Annotated in this window: 18 protein-coding genes; 14 read left to right on the forward strand and 4 right to left on the reverse strand. The window is 72.3% G+C overall.

The genetic code is table 11. The annotated features are described in order from the left end of the window. Positions 1-27: 27 nt before the first annotated feature. Positions 28-558, forward strand: coding sequence for a sigma-70 family RNA polymerase sigma factor (locus tag ACFYXS_RS30285; protein ID WP_389253873.1), 531 nt, complete (start codon positions 28-30; stop codon positions 556-558). Between the two features lie 131 nt (positions 559-689). Beyond that, positions 690-1,193, forward strand: a complete 504-nt coding sequence (locus ACFYXS_RS30290) for a GNAT family N-acetyltransferase (RefSeq protein ID WP_389253875.1) — start codon at positions 690-692, stop codon at positions 1,191-1,193. A gap of 7 nt (positions 1,194-1,200) precedes the next feature. Here the strand turns inward: ACFYXS_RS30290 and ACFYXS_RS30295 are convergent, their stop codons facing one another. Together ACFYXS_RS30295 and ACFYXS_RS30300 are read right to left on the reverse strand one after the other, a co-directional pair. After that, positions 1,201-1,653, reverse strand: a complete 453-nt coding sequence (locus ACFYXS_RS30295) for a hypothetical protein (RefSeq protein WP_389253877.1) — start codon at positions 1,651-1,653, stop codon at positions 1,201-1,203. Then, positions 1,646-2,014 carry a hypothetical protein gene (locus ACFYXS_RS30300; RefSeq protein WP_389253879.1) on the reverse strand — a complete coding sequence of 123 codons (369 nt, stop codon included), beginning with the start codon at positions 2,012-2,014 and terminating at the stop codon, positions 1,646-1,648. Before ACFYXS_RS30300 ends, ACFYXS_RS30295 begins: the two co-directional genes overlap by 8 nt. 466 nt (positions 2,015-2,480) lie before the next feature. Here ACFYXS_RS30300 and ACFYXS_RS30305 point away from each other — a divergent pair, with 466 nt between their 5' ends. The 3 genes from ACFYXS_RS30305 to ACFYXS_RS30315 are packed head-to-tail and all read left to right on the forward strand — an operon-like array spanning position 2,481 to position 5,112. Further along, positions 2,481-3,527, forward strand: coding sequence for a methionine ABC transporter ATP-binding protein (locus tag ACFYXS_RS30305; protein ID WP_389253881.1), 1,047 nt, complete (start codon positions 2,481-2,483; stop codon positions 3,525-3,527). After that, positions 3,524-4,243 (forward strand): methionine ABC transporter permease, encoded by a 720-nt coding sequence (locus ACFYXS_RS30310; protein ID WP_389253883.1) that lies wholly within the window; start codon positions 3,524-3,526, stop codon positions 4,241-4,243. The genes ACFYXS_RS30305 and ACFYXS_RS30310 overlap by 4 nt, the downstream gene beginning before the upstream one ends. A 38-nt stretch (positions 4,244-4,281) precedes the next feature. Beyond that, positions 4,282-5,112: a MetQ/NlpA family ABC transporter substrate-binding protein gene (locus ACFYXS_RS30315; protein ID WP_389253886.1), complete on the forward strand. Its 831-nt coding sequence runs from the start codon at positions 4,282-4,284 to the stop codon at positions 5,110-5,112. Between the two features lie 60 nt (positions 5,113-5,172). Here ACFYXS_RS30315 and ACFYXS_RS30320 read toward each other — a convergent pair whose 3' ends face one another. Next, positions 5,173-5,583, reverse strand: a complete 411-nt coding sequence (locus tag ACFYXS_RS30320; RefSeq protein ID WP_389253888.1) for an MmcQ/YjbR family DNA-binding protein — start codon at positions 5,581-5,583, stop codon at positions 5,173-5,175. A gap of 45 nt (positions 5,584-5,628) precedes the next feature. Continuing rightward, the gene (locus tag ACFYXS_RS30325) at positions 5,629-6,399 is read right to left on the reverse strand and encodes a class I SAM-dependent methyltransferase (RefSeq protein WP_389253890.1); all 771 of its coding nucleotides are present in this window, start codon (positions 6,397-6,399) and stop codon (positions 5,629-5,631) included. A gap of 212 nt (positions 6,400-6,611) precedes the next feature. Here ACFYXS_RS30325 and ACFYXS_RS30330 point away from each other — a divergent pair, with 212 nt between their 5' ends. The 9 genes from ACFYXS_RS30330 to ACFYXS_RS30370 all read left to right on the forward strand — a co-directional run. Beyond that, positions 6,612-7,256 (forward strand): GNAT family N-acetyltransferase, encoded by a 645-nt coding sequence (locus ACFYXS_RS30330; RefSeq protein WP_389253892.1) that lies wholly within the window; start codon positions 6,612-6,614, stop codon positions 7,254-7,256. Positions 7,257-7,357: 101 nt separating this feature from the next. Then, entirely contained in the window at positions 7,358-8,563 is a 1,206-nt protein-coding gene (cbiE, locus tag ACFYXS_RS30335; RefSeq protein WP_389253894.1) for a precorrin-6y C5,15-methyltransferase (decarboxylating) subunit CbiE, read from the forward strand. A gap of 249 nt (positions 8,564-8,812) precedes the next feature. After that, positions 8,813-12,037, forward strand: a complete 3,225-nt coding sequence (gene cobT / locus ACFYXS_RS30340; protein WP_389253896.1) for a nicotinate-nucleotide--dimethylbenzimidazole phosphoribosyltransferase — start codon at positions 8,813-8,815, stop codon at positions 12,035-12,037. Between the two features lie 728 nt (positions 12,038-12,765). After that, on the forward strand, positions 12,766-14,007 hold the full coding sequence (gene cobA / locus ACFYXS_RS30345; protein WP_389253898.1) for a uroporphyrinogen-III C-methyltransferase: 1,242 nt from the start codon (positions 12,766-12,768) through the stop codon (positions 14,005-14,007). 4 nt (positions 14,008-14,011) lie between these two features. After that, positions 14,012-14,827: a TrmH family RNA methyltransferase gene (locus ACFYXS_RS30350; RefSeq protein ID WP_389253900.1), complete on the forward strand. Its 816-nt coding sequence runs from the start codon at positions 14,012-14,014 to the stop codon at positions 14,825-14,827. A gap of 238 nt (positions 14,828-15,065) precedes the next feature. Beyond that, entirely contained in the window at positions 15,066-16,211 is a 1,146-nt protein-coding gene (tal, locus tag ACFYXS_RS30355; protein WP_389253902.1) for a transaldolase, read from the forward strand. Beyond that, on the forward strand, positions 16,208-17,758 hold the full coding sequence (gene zwf, locus ACFYXS_RS30360; RefSeq protein WP_389253904.1) for a glucose-6-phosphate dehydrogenase: 1,551 nt from the start codon (positions 16,208-16,210) through the stop codon (positions 17,756-17,758). Before tal ends, zwf begins: the two co-directional genes overlap by 4 nt. Continuing rightward, on the forward strand, positions 17,755-18,729 hold the full coding sequence (opcA, locus tag ACFYXS_RS30365; RefSeq protein ID WP_389253906.1) for a glucose-6-phosphate dehydrogenase assembly protein OpcA: 975 nt from the start codon (positions 17,755-17,757) through the stop codon (positions 18,727-18,729). The genes zwf and opcA overlap by 4 nt, the downstream gene beginning before the upstream one ends. 1 nt (position 18,730) lies before the next feature. Then, positions 18,731-19,017 (forward strand): NAD(P)-binding domain-containing protein (locus ACFYXS_RS30370; RefSeq protein WP_389253908.1); only part of this gene is annotated, 287 nt, incomplete at its 3' end.

A 19,017-nucleotide genomic window follows, 5' to 3' on the forward strand; every position in this document is an offset into this window, starting at 1 on the left:
CGGCGCGGCACGGGTGTCCCGCCGGACATGACCGCTCACGTACGACACGACGAACTGGCCGGCATCCGGCCACTGCTCGCCGCCGAGGCCGCGGCCGAATCCGTACCCGGCACCGTCGAGGCCGCCGACCTCGAGCAGTCCGTGTGGCTGCGGCTGCTGGAGCTCCCCGAACCGCCCGCGGACCCCGCGGCCTGGCTGCGCCGCGCGGTGCGCGCCGAGGCCCGGCTCGCCGGGCGGCACGCCCGCCACGAGACGTCGCTGGCGCCGGGGGTGCTGGGGGTGCACGCCGCGGCGCAGGCGCCCACCGCGGAACAGCAGGTGCTCGCCGCCGAGCAGCGCCGCGCCCTGCTCGCCGCCGTGGGCCGGCTGCCGGGGCGCTGCCCTGGGCTGGTATCCGCCCTGATCTCCCGTTCCGACCTCACTTACCGGGAAATTTCCCGGGAGTTGGGAATCTCACAGGGCAGTCTGGGTCCGCTCCGTTCCCGCTGCCTGAGTTGTCTGCGTACGATCCTCGCAACCGGGGTTGCATCTCCCGTACGACGGGGTAATGCACCGTAAACAGTCGGCGACAGGGCGCTTGTGCGCGGCCGCGCCGTGTTTCCGGAAAATCCGGTTCCAGTCAGGGCAACGTCCTGGGCGCCCCCTCACCCCCTGTGCGCCCGGGCGACTCGAAGGGGAGGCCAGCGCACATGGGCATGAGCGTGACCATCTCTACCGCGATGGGCGAAGACGCCGAGAAGATCCTCAAACTGCAATACCTGTGCTACCAGAGCGAGGCGGAGCTTTACGGCGACTACGGCATCGAACCGTTGACGCAGACCCTCGACGCGCTGCGCGCGGAGCTCACGCAGGGCACGGTCCTGGTGGCCAGGCTCGGCGAGGAGGTGGTCGGCTCGGTCCGCGGCGCGGTCGACGAGGACGGCACCGCCAGCATCGCCAAACTGATCGTCCACCCGCGCATGCAGCGCCACGGCCTCGGCGGCCGGCTGCTGCGGGCCATCGAGGAACGGCTGGCCGACGATCTCCAGGCCAAGCGCTACCGCCTCTTCACCGGACACCGCAGCGAGTTCAACCTGCGGCTGTACCGCAAACTCGGCTACGCGCAGGTGGGCACGGCCGAGCCGGTCAGCGGCCGGCTGAGCCTGGTGCACATGGAGAAGCCGGCGGCGCAGTCGTACGCCGCCAGCGCCTGAGCACCTGTCAGGACGTCTTCTGTGGCTGCGCCGCCCGGCGCAGCCACAGAAGTCCGCTGACCGGGATGACCACGGGCAGGAACACGTAGCCCATGCCGTAGTCCGACCACACCGTCTGGTCGGGGAAGGCCGAGGAGTCCACCAGCGTCAGCGTGCCCACGGTCAGCACGCCGATCAGCTCCAGCGTGCAGCTGACCAGGGCCACCTTCCGGGCGCTCTCGCCGCCCTTCCACAGTGCCACGGTGATCACCGCGTACACGATCCCGGCGAGCAGGGAGAGCAGGTACGCCAGCGGCGCCTCGTCGAACTGCAGGGCGATCTGCACGATCGCTCGGGACAGCGCGGCGACCGTGAACACCCCGTACAGGGACAGCAGCAGCCGTCCCGGGCCGCGGCCGATCCCCTTGGCACCGGTGCCGGACGCGGCCTCCGGCGCGGTTCCCTCGGCGGTCTCAGGCACTGACGCCTCCCCAGATGTCGTACAGCCGTACTTCCAGCACGGCCAGGATGAGCCCGCCCGCGGCCACGATCGCCGAACCCCAGCGGGTGCGCTCGGTCAGCGACATGAAGGCCGCCGCGGGGACCGTGCAGGCCGCGCCGACCAGGTACGCGAAGAAGATCGTCGTCCCGTCGACCGGCTTCTCGCCCGTCGAGACCTTGACCACGCCGATCACCAGCTGGACCAGCGCCAGCACGGCCACCACGGCCATGCCGATGAAGTGCCAGTCCTTGGTCGGCTGGTCCCGGAAGGCAGCGAAACCGCACCAGGCGGCCAGCAGCAGTGCCGTGGCGGAGACCACGATCGTGAGGACGTCGAGCATGGCGCGACTCTATTACGGGCGGGAATCACCGGATCCCACACCCCGGGCTGTCCGCATCGCGGACGCCAGGACCGGATATTGGTACGCCGTTCGGCCGTCTGCTTTACTGGTGCCCATGACCACGACGAACCGCCGCTGCCGCGCGACCGAGGCGATGACGCCCGGTGTTCGTCGTATGTGTCGAATGTGTGCACGCTGAGGGCCCACGCCATCTGAGTCTCGCGCCCCGAAGTGAGACCCGCCCCTCCTGCCACGGATCGCGCACACCTCCCATGAACACGGCCACGGACAGGGAACCGCAGCAGTCCCTTCGCCGCTGCCGGCTGGCGCACGACCCCCAGCCGCCCGGCACGCGCTGCTGACTCTCCCCACGCCCCCTGCGGGGCGAAGCCATGCCTGCCGATCCTGAATTCGCCCCCGTGCGCGGCTTTTGCGTGCCGCGCACTCGACAGTGACGGAATCCCCAGTGATCACCACAACGGGCCTGACCAAGGTCTACCGTTCCCACGGCCGGGACACGGTGGCCCTCGACGGCGTCGACCTGCACGTCCGCGAAGGCGAGGTGTTCGGCGTCGTCGGCCGCAGCGGCGCGGGCAAGAGCACCCTCATCCGGTGCGTCAACCTGCTGGAACGGCCCACCTCGGGCACCGTCGAGGTCGCCGGGCAGGACCTCACCGCGCTCGCCGGCCGCTCCCCGCGCGCCGGTTCCGCCCTGCGCGCCGCCCGCGGCCGCATCGGCATGGTCTTCCAGCACTTCAACCTGCTCTCCTCGCGCACCGTCCAGGACAACGTCGAACTCCCCCTGGAGATCCTCGGCGTCTCCGGACGGCAGCGCACGGCCAAGGCGCGCGAACTGCTCGACCTCGTCGGCCTCGCCGACAAGGCGCGCGCCTACCCCGCCCAGCTCTCCGGCGGCCAGAAGCAGCGCGTCGGCATCGCCCGCGCCCTGGCCGGCGACCCGAAGGTGCTGCTCTCCGACGAGGCCACCTCCGCCCTGGACCCGGAGACCACCCGCTCGATCCTGCAACTGCTGCGCGACCTCAACCAGCAGCTCGGCCTGACCGTCCTGCTGATCACGCACGAGATGGAGGTCGTCAAGGCGGTCTGCGACTCCGCCGCGCTGATGAAGGGAGGCCGGATCGTGGAATCCGGCAAGGTCACCGACCTGCTCGCCACCCCCGGCTCCGAACTCGCCCACGAGCTGTTCCCGGTCGGCGGTGAACCGTCCGGGCAGGACCGCACCGTCGTCGATCTCACCTTCCACGGGGAGGCCGCGACCGAACCGGTCATCTCGCAGCTCTCGCGCACGTACAACATCGACATCTCGGTGCTCGGCGCCGCGCTGGAGACCATCGCCGGGCGCCAGGTCGGCCGGATGCGCATCGAACTCCCCGGCGCCTTCGAGGACAACGTCGTACCGATCGGCTTCCTGCGCGAGAAGGGCCTGCAGGTCGACATCGCGCCGGCGACCGGTGGCGCGCGGGCCGAGCGGGTCGAGGGGGCCGCGAAGTGACCTGGTCCGAGATGCAGCCGCTGCTGTCGCAGGCCTGCGGGGAAACGCTGGTCATGGTCGGCTGGTCCACGCTGATATCCGTCGCGGGCGGCCTGCCGCTGGGCGTGCTGCTCGTACTGACCGACCGCGGCGGACTGCTCGCCAACGGCGTGTTCTCCAAGGTGCTGGGCGCCGTGGTCAACGTGATCCGGTCGCTGCCCTTCGTGATCCTCATGATCTACCTGATGCCGTTCACCAAGTCCCTGGTCGGCACCACGATCGGTCCCCAGGCGATGATCGTCCCGCTGTCGATCGGCGCGATCCCGTTCTTCGCCCGGCTGGTGGAGATCGCCGTCCGCGAAGTGGACTCCGGTCTCGTCGAGGCCGTGCAGTCGATGGGCGGCAGCACCTGGACCGTCGTGCGCAAGACCCTCCTGCCGGAGTCGCTGCCCGCGCTGATCTCCGCCGCGACCACCACCGTCATCGCCCTGATCGGCTACTCGGCCATGGCCGGGCTCATCGGTGGCGGGGGCCTCGGCGACCTCGCCGTCCGCTACGGCTACCAGCGCTTCGAGACCGGGCTGATGAACGTGACGCTGGCCGTCCTCATCGTGATCGTCACCGGCGTCCAGTTGATCGGCGACCTCGCCGCCCGCGGCGTCTCGCACCGCGGCCGCGCCTCCGTCGCCCCGCGGCTGCGCCTGCTGCGCCGGGCCGCCGCCACCGAGACCTCCTGACACCCGCAACACCGACACCGTTCAGAAAGGCACTTTTCGTGCGTACCCCTGTCAAGATCACCACTGCCGTCCTGGCCACCACCGGTCTCGCCCTCGGCCTGACCGCCTGCGGCTCGGACTCCGGCTCCACGAAGGACAGAGCGAGCGACCCGCTCGTCGTCGCCGCGAGCCCGGTCCCGCACGCGGAGATCCTGGACTTCATCAAGAAGAACCTGGCCCCCAAGGCCGGACTCAAGCTGGAGGTCAAGGAGTTCAGCGACTACGTGACGCCGAACACCGCGACCGAGGACGGCGACGTCGACGCCAACTACTTCCAGAACCAGCCCTACCTGGACGACTTCAACCAGAAGAAGGGCACCCACATCGTGCCCGTCGTCACCGTCCACCTGGAGCCGCTGGGCCTGTACTCCAGCAAGCTGAAGTCCGCCGACGCGATCAAGAGCGGCGCGACCATAGCCCTCGCCAACGACGCGGTGAACGAGGCCCGCGGGCTCGAACTGCTCGCGGCCAACGGCCTGATCACCCTCAAGGACGGCGTCGGCAACGAGGCCACCCCCGCCGACGTCACCGGCAACCCGAAGAACCTGAAGTTCAAGGAACTGGAGGCGGCCCAGCTGCCGCGCTCCCTGGACGACGTCGACGCCGCCGTCATCAACGGCAACTACGCCATCTCCGCCGGCCTCGAGCCCGCCCACGACGCCCTGGTCCTGGAGTCCGCGACGAACAACCCCTACGGCAACTTCCTCGCCGTCAAGGAGGGCAACGAGAAGGACCCGCGGGTGCTCAAGCTCAAGAAGCTGCTCACCTCGCCCGAGGTGAAGAAGTTCATCGAGGACACCTACGCGGGTTCCGTCATCCCCTCCTTCTGAGCCTCCGGCCGGTCCGGGGATCCCGGCGACCCCGGGCACCCCGGCGGGGGCGGCACAGCCTCATCGTGTGCCGCCCCCGCCCTCCGCGCCGTCGCGCTCCACCGTCGTTCCCGCCCAGTCCAGCCGCAGCTGCTCGGCCCGCGGCAGCCGGGACACGATCAGGTCGTACGAGTCCTCGATCATCTCGCGCACCATGCGGTCGGGCAGCGAGCCGTCCAGGGTGACCGTGTTCCAATGGCGTTTGTTCAGGTGCCAGCCGGGGGCGATCGCCGCGTGCTCCGCGCGCAGCCGCACCGCCAGTTCGGGATCGCACTTCAGGCTCACCTGGAGCGGTTCGCCGCCCAGCGCGCTGATCGCGAAGATCTTCCCGCCCACCTTGAAGACGGTCACCTCCGCGTCGCGCGGGAACGGGTTCTCCTCGCTCACGCCGTTGAAACCGAGGCAGAAGCCCCTGAGCCCTTCGGTGTCCATCCGCCCATTCAACAGGGCGGCACCGACAGCCGGCGCCGCTCGGCCTCAGAGCCGGCGCACCCAGTACACGTCGGTCGTGTACGGCATCTCGATGGCGCCCCTGCCGCGCGTCGCGTCGTGACCGGCGAGCACCGCCTCGACCTCCGCGCGCACGCGCTCCTGCTCGGCGGGGTCCATCACCGCGATGTGGCTGGAGGACGTCATGCGCTCCACCACGTCCGACACCGTGGTCGAGTACGGGTTCGGCCAGTGCCGCTCGTACACCTGCGACCAGCCCTCCCGGTCGGCGAAGGCCTTGCGCCAGCCGCCGTCCAGGGGGCTCGGCAGATCCCGCGGCGCGAGCCGGAAGACGATGTCCTGGTAGTCCCGCACCCACGGCACGGAGGTGTCGTAGGTGTTCCACACCAGCGCCAGCGAACCGCCCGGTCGCAGCAGCCGTTCCACCTCGGCCAGCGCCTCGTCCTCCTGGAACCAGTGCCACGACTGCGCCGCCACCACCGCGTCCGCGCACCCCTCGGGCAGCCCCGTCGACTCCGCGGTGCCGGCCGTGACCCGCACCTTCGGCAGCCGCAGCTCCGCGAGCCGCTCCCGCATCTCCGCCACCGGCTCCACCGCGACCACCTCGGCCCCGGTCAGCGCCAGCAGCCGGGTGAACTTGCCGGTGCCGGCGCCGAGGTCGATGACGGTGCGCCCGGCCTCGAGGGCCAGCGCGTCCGCCAACTCGGCCAGGGCAGCCATGGGGTACGAGGGCCGCGACCGCTCGTAGACACCCGCCGCCCGCTGATATCCGACTCCTGCTGCGTGGTGCACCGTCACGCGGGCAGACGCTAGCAGGACCGTATGACCACAGGGGGAGCGGACCTGCGGAAAAGCCGGAGAACAGCATGCCAACTGCGCTCGTCGCGGGGGTGGTTGCCCGTACCCTTGACCGACGGCCGCAGGGCCACCGCGGCCACCCGGTCCTGCGGGTGACCCGATGGATGCTGCATGCTGTGCACTTCACACATGTCCTTGCTACGGAGCGTCGAATGACCAGCTTTCCGGAGATCTCCATCAGTACGGAGCGGCTGGTGCTGCGCCCCTACGAGGAGGCGGACATCCCCGCGCAGGCGGAGATGATGAACGACGAGTCCGTGGTCGCCTGGACCTCCGTGCCGCACCCCTACAGCGAGGCCGACTCCCGCGCCTTCCTCACCGAGACCGCCCCCGCCGAGCGGGCCGCCGGCCGCGGGGTCGTGTTCGCCGTGACCGAGTTCCTCACCCAGCGGCTGGTCGGCACCGTCCACCTGCAGCGCGCCGACTGGCGCATCCGCAGCGCCGAGGCGGGCTACGTCATCGCGCCCTGGGCGCGCGGCGAGGGCTACGCCGCCGAGGCCGTGCTGGCCGCCGCCCAGTGGCTCTTCGACGACCAGAAGTTCGAGCGGCTGGAACTGCGCACCGCCGCCGACAACGCCGCCTCCCAGCAGGTCGCCCAGCGGATCGGCTGCGTCAGCGAGGGCGTGCTGCGCAACGCGGGCCTGGTCCGCGTGCGGCCCGAGGGGGACGCCGACGGCCGCTGGGAGCAGATCCGCACCGACCTGATCGTCTGGAGCCTGCTCCCCGAGGACCTCGACGGCCTGACCGGACGCGCCTCCGACGGCTCGGACTACGCGGCCTACGCCGACTGGCAGTGAGCACCCGGTAGGGCAAGATCCTGGGCGGGGTACTGTGCACACCCCGGGGAAGACATGCCCCGGGGAACCACACCGCGACGCGCCCAGAAGGCAGGACGACGATGGCCGACCGTGTCACCGTGATCGGGTGGGACGGCTCACCACCGGGCGAGGCGGCGCGCTCCGCGCTGGCCGCGGCGACCCTGGTGGCCGGAACACGGCACCACCTCGCACTGCCCTTCGTGCCGGAGGAGGCCGAGCGGATCGTCCTCGGCAGCATCGACCTGGCCGCCCGCCGCATCGCGCGGCACCGCGGCACCGCGGTCGTCCTCGCCGACGGTGACCCCGGGTTCTTCGGCGTCGTACGCGCCCTGCGCGCACCCGAGCACGGCCTGGAGGTGGAGGTCGTCCCCGGCGTGACGTCGGTGGCCCAGGCCTTCGCGCGGGCCGGAATGCCCTGGGACGACGCACGGGTCGTCGTCGCGCACACGCGCACCCTGCGCCGCGCCGTCAACGTCTGCCGGGCCCACCCCAAGGTCGCCGTGCTGACCGCGCCCGGCGCCGGCCCGGCCGAACTCGCCCTGCTGCTCGGCGACGAGCACCGCACCTTCGTGATCTGCGAGTCGCTCGGCACCGAGCAGGAGCAGGTCACCGTCCTCACCTCCGACAAGGTCCCCGACCACACCTGGCGCGACCCCAACGTGGTCCTCGTCGTCGGTGCGGCGCCCAGCACGCCGCCCGCTGCCTCCGGGCAGGCGAGCTGGCTGGCCGGCGGCGACCCCGCCCCCGCGGACCGGGTCCGCGGCTGGGCCCTGCCCACCGAGCGGTACGCGCCGGTGGACGGCCCGGCGCAACTGCGCGCCCTGCAACTGGCCCGGCTCGGACCGCGCACCGGCGACCTGGTCTGGGACATCGGCGCGGGCGGCGGCGCCGTGGCCGTGGAGGCGGCGCGCTTCGGCGCGGCCGTCATCGCGGTCGACCGGGACGCGGCGGCCTGCGACCGCGTCGAGGCCACGGCACGGGACTTCGGGGTGCAGGTGCGCGTCGTGCACGGCGAGGCGCCGGAGGTCCTCGAGGACCTTCCGGAACCGGACATCGTGCGGATAGGCGGCGGGGGAGCGGAGGTCGTCGAGGCGTGCGCCGCTCGCCGGCCGGAACGGATCGCCGCGAGTGCCGCGAACCGGGACGAGGCAGAAGCGGTCAGAAGCGCTCTGGAAGAGGGCGGATACGCCGTCGAATGCGCGTTGTTGCAGGCTGTGGAGCTGGACTCCGACTGGACGGAGCGGGAGCGCACGGTGGTGTTCGCGCTCCTCGGGCACCGCAGGTGAGGCGATGCGTTGGCCCGTATTGCGACCGGTTTGAGGTGAACCCCCCTGAGCACGCGCGGGCACACGCACGGTAGGCTGGCGGACCGCTGTGCCGTCGTCGTGCGTTGACGTCGACTGAGGACTGATCAGTATCGATCAGTATCGGTCACTCCCCGCCGACGTGCCGCTTGCAGCCCACGCTCGTTCTTGCTGTGGGCAGTGTGTGCGGCGCAGCGTTGGAAGGAGCGAACCGATGGGCGAGGGGCACGCATGACTGACACCGGCCAGGTCCCGGGTGAGGGACTGCCGGAGAACGCAGGCGGAGAAGCGGTTCTGCAGCCGCACGCCGACCTTCCCGGCAATGGTGCGCAGCAGCCGGTCGTCCCCACATGGGAGACCGACCCGCTGAACGCGCCGGTTCCGCCCGCCGCATACGCCTACCTCGACCAGCCGGCCGGCCCCGCGGCCGCCGACGAGGACGAGGAAATGCTGCTGATGCCCGGACTGCAGGGGTCGTGGGCCGACCCGCAGCCCGTGCCGCCGCCGCCCGTCGCGCCCGCCGGTGTCCCGGTGGGTCCGGTCGCGCCGGCCCCCATGAGCGCGCCCGTGGCCGAACCCGCCCCGGCGGCGGCCCCGATGGCGCACGAGGTCCACGTACAGGTCCACGAGCCGCTGCCCGGGGCCCTCCCCGCGCCGGTGCCCGGTGGTCCTCATGAGCACGACGCCCACGAGAGCGGCGGCCGCGACTCGGTCTCCCTCGACTACTCCGCCGTGCGGGCCTCGGCGACACCTCCCGCCGGCGTTCCCGTGCCGGGCACGGCGGCGGCCGAGCAGCCGCAGGGCCTTCCGGTGGAGCCGGTCGTCCCGGCCCCCGCGCCCGCGCCCGCCGTCGAGACCCTGACGCCGGAACCGGTCGTGCAGGGCCTGTCGGAGGCGCCGCAGGCGTTCCAGGAGCAGATCCAGGCCGCGCCGGCCCCCGTCCGGCGGCCGCTGCACATGGGCCCGCCCATCCCCGACCCGTCCAACGGCGGCGGCGTCGTACGGTCCCTGGCCGACCGCGGGCCGGCGACGCCCGCCCCGCAGCCCGTGCCGGTCACGCCGCCGCCCGCGGTGGCCGTGCAGCCCGTGCCCGAGACGCCCGTCGCGACGCACCCGCTCGCGCCGGTGCCGCCGTCCGTCGAGACCCCGCTGCGGCACGCAGGGCCGCCGACGACCGGCCCGGAATACCTGGACATCCCGCGCGACGAGCCGTCCGCCGCGCTCCCCGCCCCGGGTGCCGCCTGGTCGGCGCCGGAGCCCGTGGAGACGCCGTTCACGCCGCCCGTACCTCCCGCGCCGTCGGCGGAGGAGATCGTGGTGGTGCCCGCGCCGGCCCCGGAGGCCGAGCCCGAGCCCGAGCCCGAGCCGATGGTGGAGGCGCTGCCCGAGCCGGTCGTGGTGGAGGTCGAGCCGCTGGAATCCCCGGACGAGCCGCTGCCGTTCGGCATGGAGCCCGAGCCCGTCGTCCCTGAGGCGGTTGTTCCCGAGGTCGTCGTCCCCGAGCCGGTGGCACCGGTCGCGGCGGAGGTCGTGGAGGTCGTCGAGGTCGCGGACGCCGTCGAGGCCGCGGGGATCCCCGTGCCGGCCGAGATCCCGGCGCCCGTGGAAACCGATGAGCCCGTCGCGCCCAGCGAACCCGTCGAGCCCCTCGCGTCCGCCGATGCGGAGGCCGCGGAAATCGCGGAGACCCCTGAGGACGAGGACGCGCCCGAGCCGCAGCTCCCCGTCGCCGAGGGCTACGACCCTGCCGTAAGGGACGCCGTCCACCGCGTCATCCGTGAACGCCGCGACATCCGCAACGGTTTCCGGAACGACCCCATCCCGCACGAGGTGCTGATCCGCGTCCTGGAGGCGGCCCACACCGCGCCCAGCGTCGGGCACTCCCAGCCCTGGGACTTCGTCGTCATCCGCTCCGCCGAGACCCGGCAGCGCATGCACGAACTCGCCATGCAGCAGCGCGACGCGTACGCGAAGTCCCTCCCCAAGGGGCGCGCCAAGCAGTTCCGCGAGCTGAAGATCGAGGCGATCCTCGACACCCCGGTCAACATCGTCGTCACCGCCGACCCCACCCGCGGCGGCCGTCACACGCTGGGCCGCTACACCCAGCCGCAGATGGCGCCGTACTCGTCGGCACTCGCGGTCGAGAACCTCTGGCTCGCCGCCCGCGCGGAAGGCCTCGGCGTCGGCTGGGTCAGCTTCTTCGACGAGCGCGAGATGGTCCGTGAACTCGGCCTCCCCGAGCACCTGGAGGTCGTCGCCTACCTGTGCGTGGGCTACGTCGACGAGTTCCCCGAGGACCCGGAGCTCGTGCAGTCCGGCTGGTCCAAGCGGCGCCCGCTGGCCTGGGTCGTCCACGAGGAGGAGTACGGCAACCGCGCCCTTCCCGGCGAGGAGCCGCACGACCTCTTGGAGGAGACGCTGCGCGGCATCCGTCCGCTCGACGCCAAGGCGCTCGGCGAGGCGTGGGAGCGGCAGAAGCGGATGACCAAGCCGGCCGGCGCCCTCGGCATGCTGGAGATCATCTCCGCGCAGCTCAGCGGCCTGTCCCGGCAGTGTCCCCCGCCGATCCCCGAGCCCGCCGCCGTCGCCATCTTCGCCGGCGACCACGGCGTGCACGCGCAGGGCGTCACGGCCTGGCCGCAGGAGGTCACCGGCCAGATGGTCGCCAACTTCCTCGGCGGCGGGGCCGTCTGCAACGCCTTCGCCAACCAGGTGGGTGCCGAGGTCTGCGTCGTCGACGTCGGCGTCGCCTCCGAACTTCCCAGCACGCCCGGCCTCCTGCCGCGCAAGGTGCGTCCCGGCACAGCCGACTTCACCGCCGGCCCTGCGATGTCCCGCGAGGAAGTGCTGCGGGCCATCGAGGTCGGCATCGAGACCGCGCGCGACCTCGTCGCCGCGGGCAACAAGGCGCTGCTGACCGGTGAGATGGGTGTCGCCAACACCACCGTCTCCGCGGCCCTGATCTCCGTCTACACCGGCGTCGACCCGGCGGAGGTCACCGGGCGGGGCACGGGCATCAACGACGAGATGCACGCGCGCAAGGTCGACGTCGTCCGGCGGGCCCTCGAGCTCCACCGGCCCGATCCGTCCGACCCGATCGAGGTCCTCGCGGCCATCGGCGGGCTCGAACACGCCGCGATGGTCGGCCTGTTGCTCGGTGCCGCGTCCCTCCGGACGCCGGTCATCCTCGACGGCGTCAGCGCCGGCGCGGCGGCGCTCGTGGCGCGCGCCATCGCCCCCGAGGTCCTCGCGGCCTGCATCGCGGGGCACCGGAGCGCGGAGCCCGGTCACCGCGCGGCCCTCACGAAGCTGGGGCTGCGGCCGCTGGTCGACCTCGACCTGCGGTTGGGGGAGGGGACGGGGGCGTTGCTGGCGCTGCCGTTGGTGCAGAGTGCTGCGCGGGCGATGCATGAGGTGGCGACGTTCGACTCTGCGGGGGTCACGGAGAAGTCCTGACCCGGTCTGGGCGGGCGGGTTTTTCCCCGCCCGCCCTCCCGGGTGCCCTGTGAAGTCAGTGACCCCGGCGCGCGTGCGGGGTGGGCCGGGTTCGGGGCCTCCGGGGCTGCACGTCCTGGACTGGCATATTTACGCGCCTTTCCAGCACCTGCTCATCCCGTCCCGACCCGGACAGTGCGCACAAATATGCCGCACCGTCCAGAACATCCACCCTCCCCCAGCCTCCGGCCGGGGGTGCCCCCAACTCCCCCGCCCCCTCCGTAGTTCCAAGCGCCTGATCCCCGGTGGGGGGTTGTTGGCGGTGACGGCTGGGCACTTGGACGGCGCTGCGCCGACGGGTGGCCCGTGCACGGTGCCGTCTCTACCCCTCTCCGGGGATCAGGCGCATGACGAAACGGAGGGGGCGGGGTCGGAGGGTGGGCGTTCTGGACTGTGGAGCATATTTGGGTGCATGACCCGGGGTGATCAAGGGACAGTGCCCGAGGCACCTAAATGTGCTGTCCAGAATGGCCAGCCCCGGAGGCCCCGAACCCGGCCCCATCGAAACGCGCGCCGGGGTCGCTGACTTCACAGGGCACCCGGGAGGGCGGGCGGGGAAGAAACCCGGACAGCAAGCGAAGCGGACCCGTCGGGTGACCACGGACCGGCAGGGAAAGACCGCACCGCGGCCACACCGTAGGGTTGACGCGGGGAAACCGCCCCGCAGGACGACGAGGAGCCGCACGACCATGACAGCCGAGCGCAGCGACGCCGTACCCGCATACCCCGTCGGACTGCGCCTCGCAGGTCGCCGCGTGGTCGTGCTGGGCGGCGGCCAGGTCGCCCAGCGCCGGCTGCCGACGCTGGTGGCCGCGGGGGCGGACGTCGTCCTGGTGTCGCCGTCGGCGACACCGTCCGTGGACGCGATGGCCGCCGCCGGCGAACTGCGCTGGGAGCGGCGCCGCTACCGTCCGGGGGATCTGGCGGACGCCTGGTACGCGCTGATCGCGACGGACGACGCGGAGGCGAACGAGGCGGCGTCCGCCGAGGCGGAGTCGCGTCGGGTGTGGTGCGTGCGCAGTGACGACGCCGACGCGGCGACCGCGTGGACGCCCGCGACGGGGCGGACGGACGGCGTGACGGTCGCCGTGCTGACCGGGCGCGATCCGCGCCGGTCCGCGGCGGTGCGGGACGCGATTGTGGAGGGCCTGCGCGACGGTTCGCTGGCCGCGCCCCAGCATCGGGGCCGCACCCCGGGCGTGGCGCTGGTGGGCGGCGGGCCCGGCGACCCGGACCTGATCACGGTGCGCGGCCGCCGGCTGCTCGCGGAGGCGGACGTGGTGATCGCGGACCGCCTGGGCCCGCGTGATCTGCTGGACGAACTGCCGCCGCACGTCGAGGTGATCGACGCCGCGAAGATCCCGTACGGCCGCGCGATGGCGCAGGAGGCGATCAACGCCGCACTGATCGAGCACGCGAAGGCGGGGAAGGCCGTCGTGCGTCTCAAGGGCGGCGACCCGTTCGTGTTCGGCCGGGGCATGGAGGAGGCGCAGGCGCTGGCGGAGGCCGGGATCGTCTGCACGGTGGTGCCGGGCATCTCGAGTTCGATCAGCGTGCCGGCCGCCGCGGGCATCCCGGTGACGCACCGGGGCGTGGCGCACGAGTTCACGGTCGTGAGCGGCCACGTGGCCCCGGAGGACCCCCGCTCCCTGGTGGACTGGGCGGCGCTGGCCCGATTGCGCGGCACGCTGGTGCTGCTGATGGCGGTCGAGCGGATCGCTCCGATCGCCGCGGCGCTCGTGGCGCACGGACGGGGCGCCGACACGCCGGTCGCGGTCGTCCAGGAGGGCACGACGGCCGCTCAGCGACGTGTGGACGCGACGCTCGGGACGGTGGGCCGGCGGGTGGTCGAGGAGGGCGTACGGCCGCCCGCGGTGATCGTGATCGGCGAGGTGGTGGCCGTGGGCGCCGGGTTCCGGACGGGGCGCTGACACCGTGGCAGAGATCGTCACCATCGACGACCCCGACGACCCGCGGCTGCACGACTACACGTCGCTGACCGACGTCGAGCTGCGCCGCCGTCGGGAGCCCGCGGAGGGCCTGTTCATCGCGGAGGGCGAGAAGGTCATCCGGCGCGCCCGGCAGGCCGGCTACGGCATGCGCTCGATGCTGCTGACGGCCAAGTGGGTGGACGTCATGCGGGACGTCATCGACGAGGTCTCCGCGCCGGTGTACGCCGTCGAGCCGGCCCTGGCCGAGCAGGTGACCGGCTACCACGTGCACCGCGGCGCGCTCGCGTCGATGCAGCGCAAGCAACTGCCCGAGCCGCGGGAGCTGTTGGCCGGTCCTGCCGGAGGGCCGCGCCGTGTCGCGGTCTTCGAGGACATCGTCGACCACGCCAACATGGGCGCGGCCTTCCGCAACGCGGCCGCGCTGGGGGTGGACGCCGTGCTCCTGACCCCGCGCTGCGCCGACCCCCTGTACCGGCGGGCGGTGAAGGTGTCCATGGGGGCGGTCCTCGCCGTTCCGTATGCCAGGTTCGCGTCCTGGCCGAGTGACGCGGGTCTCGTCCGCGAGCACGGTTTCGTGCTCGCGGCCCTCTGCCTGTCGGCGACTTCCATCACACTCGACGAGCTCGCCGGCCGCCGGCACGAGAGGCTGGCCCTGATGCTGGGCACGGAGGGCGAGGGGCTCTCGGCCGGGGCGCTGCGGGCCGCCGACGAGCACGTGCGCATCCCGATGGAGGCCGGGGTCGACTCCCTGAACGTCGCCGCCGCCTCGGCTGTCGCCTTCTACGCCACCCGGCGGTGATCGGCGGCCCGTCCGTCCCGGAAGCCGTGGCACGAACCCCGCGGGGAGCGGCTGCGCCGGTGTGACCGGGGGGCGGTTAGTTTAAGCCTAAATTACCAGTGTACGGTCTTCTGTGGCGCACTGCGCGGACCCCCCCCGGGCAGCCCTCCGGTCTGGGCGCTCCACTGGCCGGGGGAGGTGCCAGGAGGACCGGGAATCGTTCGCACGCCGCTGCGGTTGATGCGAGCGCAGAAAGAAGATGATCACAGTGAACGAAGCAGCAACCGCTACCGCGGAACCGTTGCGGCGCCTGGCCGCCGCGGGCGTCTCGATCTGGCTGGACGACCTCTCGCGCAGACGCATCACCTCCGGCGACCTCGCCGAACTCGTCGCATCGGAGCGGGTGGTGGGCGTCACCACCAATCCCTCCATCTTCCAGGCCTCCATCGGCTCGGGAGAGGACTACCGGGAGCAAATCGCCGAGCTGGCCGTGCGCGGGGTCACCCGCGACGAGGCGGTCCGCATGATGACCGCCGCCGACGTACGGGCCGCGGCCGACGTGCTGCGGCCGGTGTACGAGGCGACCGGCGGCCGGGACGGCCGGGTGTCGATCGAGGTCGACCCGCGCCTGGCCCACGACACCGTCGCCACCGTCGCCGAGGCCAAGCAGCTGGCCTGGCTCGTCGACCGCCCCAACGTGATGATCAAGATACCGGCGACCCTGGCGGGCCTGCCGGCGATCACGGAGGTCATCGGCCTCGGCATCAGCGTCAACGTCACGCTGATCTTCTCGCTGGAGCGCTACCGCGAGGTCATGGACGCCTACTTGGCGGGTCTGGAGAAGGCGAAAGCCGCCGGCCTGGACCTGTCCCTGATCCATTCGGTGGCGTCCTTCTTCGTGTCCCGCGTGGACAGCGAGATCGACAAGCGCCTGGAGAAGATCGGCACCGACGAGGCCAAGAGCCTCAAGGGCAGGGCGGCACTCGCCAACGCCCGGCTCGCGTACGAGGCCTACCAGCGGGTCTTCGCGGGGGAGCGCTGGACCGCGCTCGCCGCCGCCGGCGCCCACGAGCAGCGCCCCCTGTGGGCCTCGACGGGCGTGAAGGACCCCGCATACAAGGACACGCTCTACGTCGACGAGCTGGTCGCGCCCGGAACGGTCAACACCATGCCGCAGGCGACCCTCGACGCCACCGCCGACCACGGCGTCATCGAGGGCGACACCGTCACCGGCCGCTACGACGGCGCCCGCGCCGACCTCGCGGCGGTCGAGCGGCTGGGGATCTCCTACGACGAGGTCGTGAACCAGCTGGAGGACGAGGGCGTGGCGAAGTTCGAAGCCGCCTGGGACGACCTGCTGGCGGCGATCGGTGCCGCACTGAACGAAGGAGTCGACGCGGAATGAGCACGGCCGAGACCGCACCCGCCGCACCGTGGTCCAACCCCCTCCGGGCCCCCGGCGACCGCCGGCTGCCCCGCATCGCGGGACCGTCCGGCCTGGTGATCTTCGGGGTGACCGGTGACCTGTCCCGCAAGAAGCTGATGCCCGCCGTCTACGACCTCGCCAACCGCGGGCTGCTGCCGCCGGGCTTCTCGCTCCTCGGCTTCGCCCGCCGCGAGTGGGAGGACCAGGACTTCGCCCAGGTCGTGCACGACTCCGTGCGCGAGCACGCCCGCACCCCGTTCCGCGAGGAGGTGTGGCGGCACCTCGCGGAGGGCATGCGCTTCATCCCGGGCGACTTCGACGACGACGTCGCGTTCAAGCAGCTGCGCGCCACCGTCGACGAACTGGACGCCTCGCGCGGGACCAGCGGCAACTACGCCTTCTACCTCTCCGTGCCGCCGAAGTTCTTCCCCACGGTCGTACGGCAGTTGAAGAAGCACGGGCTCGCCGACGCCCCCGAGGGATCGTGGCGCCGGGCGGTCATCGAGAAGCCGTTCGGCCGCGACCTGGACAGCGCCCGGCAGCTCAACGGGCTCGTCCACGAGGTGTTCGCCCCGGAGCAGGTCTTCCGGATCGACCACTACCTGGGCAAGGAGACGGTCCAGAACATCCTGGCGCTGCGCTTCGCCAACACGATGTTCGAGCCGGTCTGGAACCGGTCGTACGTGGACCACGTGCAGATCACCATGGCCGAGGACATCGGCATCGGCGGTCGCGCCGGGTACTACGACGGGATCGGCGCCGCCCGTGACGTCATCCAGAACCACCTGCTGCAGCTGCTGGCGCTGACCGCCATGGAGGAGCCCGCGGCCTTCGACGCCGAGTCGCTCCTCACCGAGAAGCTGAAGGTGCTGCGGGCGGTCAAGCTCCCCGCCGACCTGGGCAAGCACACGGTGCGCGGCCAGTACGCGCACGGCTGGCAGGGCGGCCAGGAGGTGCCCGGCTACCTGGAGGAGACCGGCATCGACCCCGCGTCGACCACGGACACCTTCGCCGCGATCAAGCTGGAGGTCGACAACCGCCGCTGGGCGGGCGTGCCCTTCTACCTGCGCACCGGCAAGCGGCTCGGGCGCCGGGTCACCGAGATCGCGGTGGTCTTCCAGCGCGCCCCGCACTCCCCGTTCGACCCGAAGGCGACACAGGAACTGGGCCAGAACGCGATCGTCATCCGGGTCCAGCCGGACGAGGGCGTGACCGTGCGCTTCGGCTCCAAGGTGCCCGGCACCTCCATGGAGATCCGGGACGTGACCATGGACTTCGCCTACGGCGAGTCCTTCACCGAGTCCAGCCCGGAGGCCTACGAGCGTCTCATCCTCGACGTGCTGCTCGGTGACGCGAACCTCTTCCCGCGGCACCAGGAGGTCGAGGAGTCCTGGAAGATCCTCGACCCGGTCGAGAGGCACTGGGACCGGCACGGCAGGCCCGCGCAGTACACCGCGGGCAGCTGGGGCCCCGCGGAAGCCGACGAGATGCTCGCACGAGACGGACGGAGCTGGCGCAGGCCATGAGGATCGATCTGACCGACACCACGGCAAGCCGCATCAACAAGGCCCTCGTGCGCGCCCGCCGCGCGATCGGGTCCCCCGCCGTGGGCGTGGTCCTGACCATGGTCATCGTGACCGACGAGGAGAACGCGCACGACTCCCTGAAGGCCGCGGAACAGGCCTCGCAGGAGCACCCGTCGCGCATCCTCGTCGTCGTCAGGCGACCGAGCCGCGTCCCGCACCGGCGCACCGCCTCCCGCCTCGACGCGGAGGTCCGCGTCGGCTCGGACGCCGGCTCCGGCGAGGCCGTGCTGCTGAGGCTGTACGGCGAGGTGGCCGAGCACGCGGACTCGGTGGTCCTGCCGCTGCTGCTGCCGGACGCCCCCGTCGTCGTCTGGTGGCCGGTGGACGCGCCCGCCGCCCCGGCGCAGGACCCCCTGGGTGTGCTCGCCCAGCGCCGGATCACCGACGCGTACGCCGTCGAGCGGCCGCTGGAGCAACTGGCGGCCCGGGCCGCGTCGTACGCGCCCGGCGACACCGATCTGGCGTGGACCCGGCTGACGCCGTGGCGCTCGATGCTCGCCGCCGCCCTCGACCAGGCGCGGGCCGGCGTCACCTCGGCGGTCATCGAGAGCGAGGCCGACAACCCCAGCGCCGAGCTGCTGGCCGGCTGGTTCGCGGACCGCCTGCACGTGCCGGTCGAACGGGTCGTCACCGCCGGACCCGTCGTCACCGCGGTCCGGCTGCGCACCGGGCACGGCGACATCGTTGTCGACCGCCCGGAGGGCGCCGTCGCGAGCCTGTCCATACCCGGGCAGCCCACGCGCGTCCTGGCACTGAGGGTCCGTACCACGGCGGAACTGATCGCGGAGGAGCTCCGCCGTCTCGACCCCGACGAGGCGTACGCCGCGGCGCTCCGGGCAGAGGTCAAGGCGCCCCCCGCGGCCGCGGCCCCCCAGGACGGGTCGTCCCACGAGAAGCGAAGGAAAGCGTGACATGCAACTGGGTCTCATCGGTCTCGGCAAGATGGGCGGGAACATGCGCAGCCGCATCCGCCAGGCCGGACACACGGTCATCGGCTACGACCGCAACCCGGACCTCGCCGACGTCCACAGCCTCCGGGAGCTCGTGGACGCGCTGGAGGCGCCGCGCGTGGTGTGGGTGATGGTGCCGGCCGGCGCCGCGACCCAGTCCACCATCGACGAGCTGGGTGAGCTGCTGTCGCCGGGTGACGTGGTGGTCGACGGCGGCAACTCCCGCTGGACGGACGACGAGAAGCACGC

This window comes from Streptomyces sp. NPDC002574 (genome assembly GCF_042889545.1).
GTDB lineage: Bacteria > Actinomycetota > Actinomycetes > Streptomycetales > Streptomycetaceae > Actinacidiphila.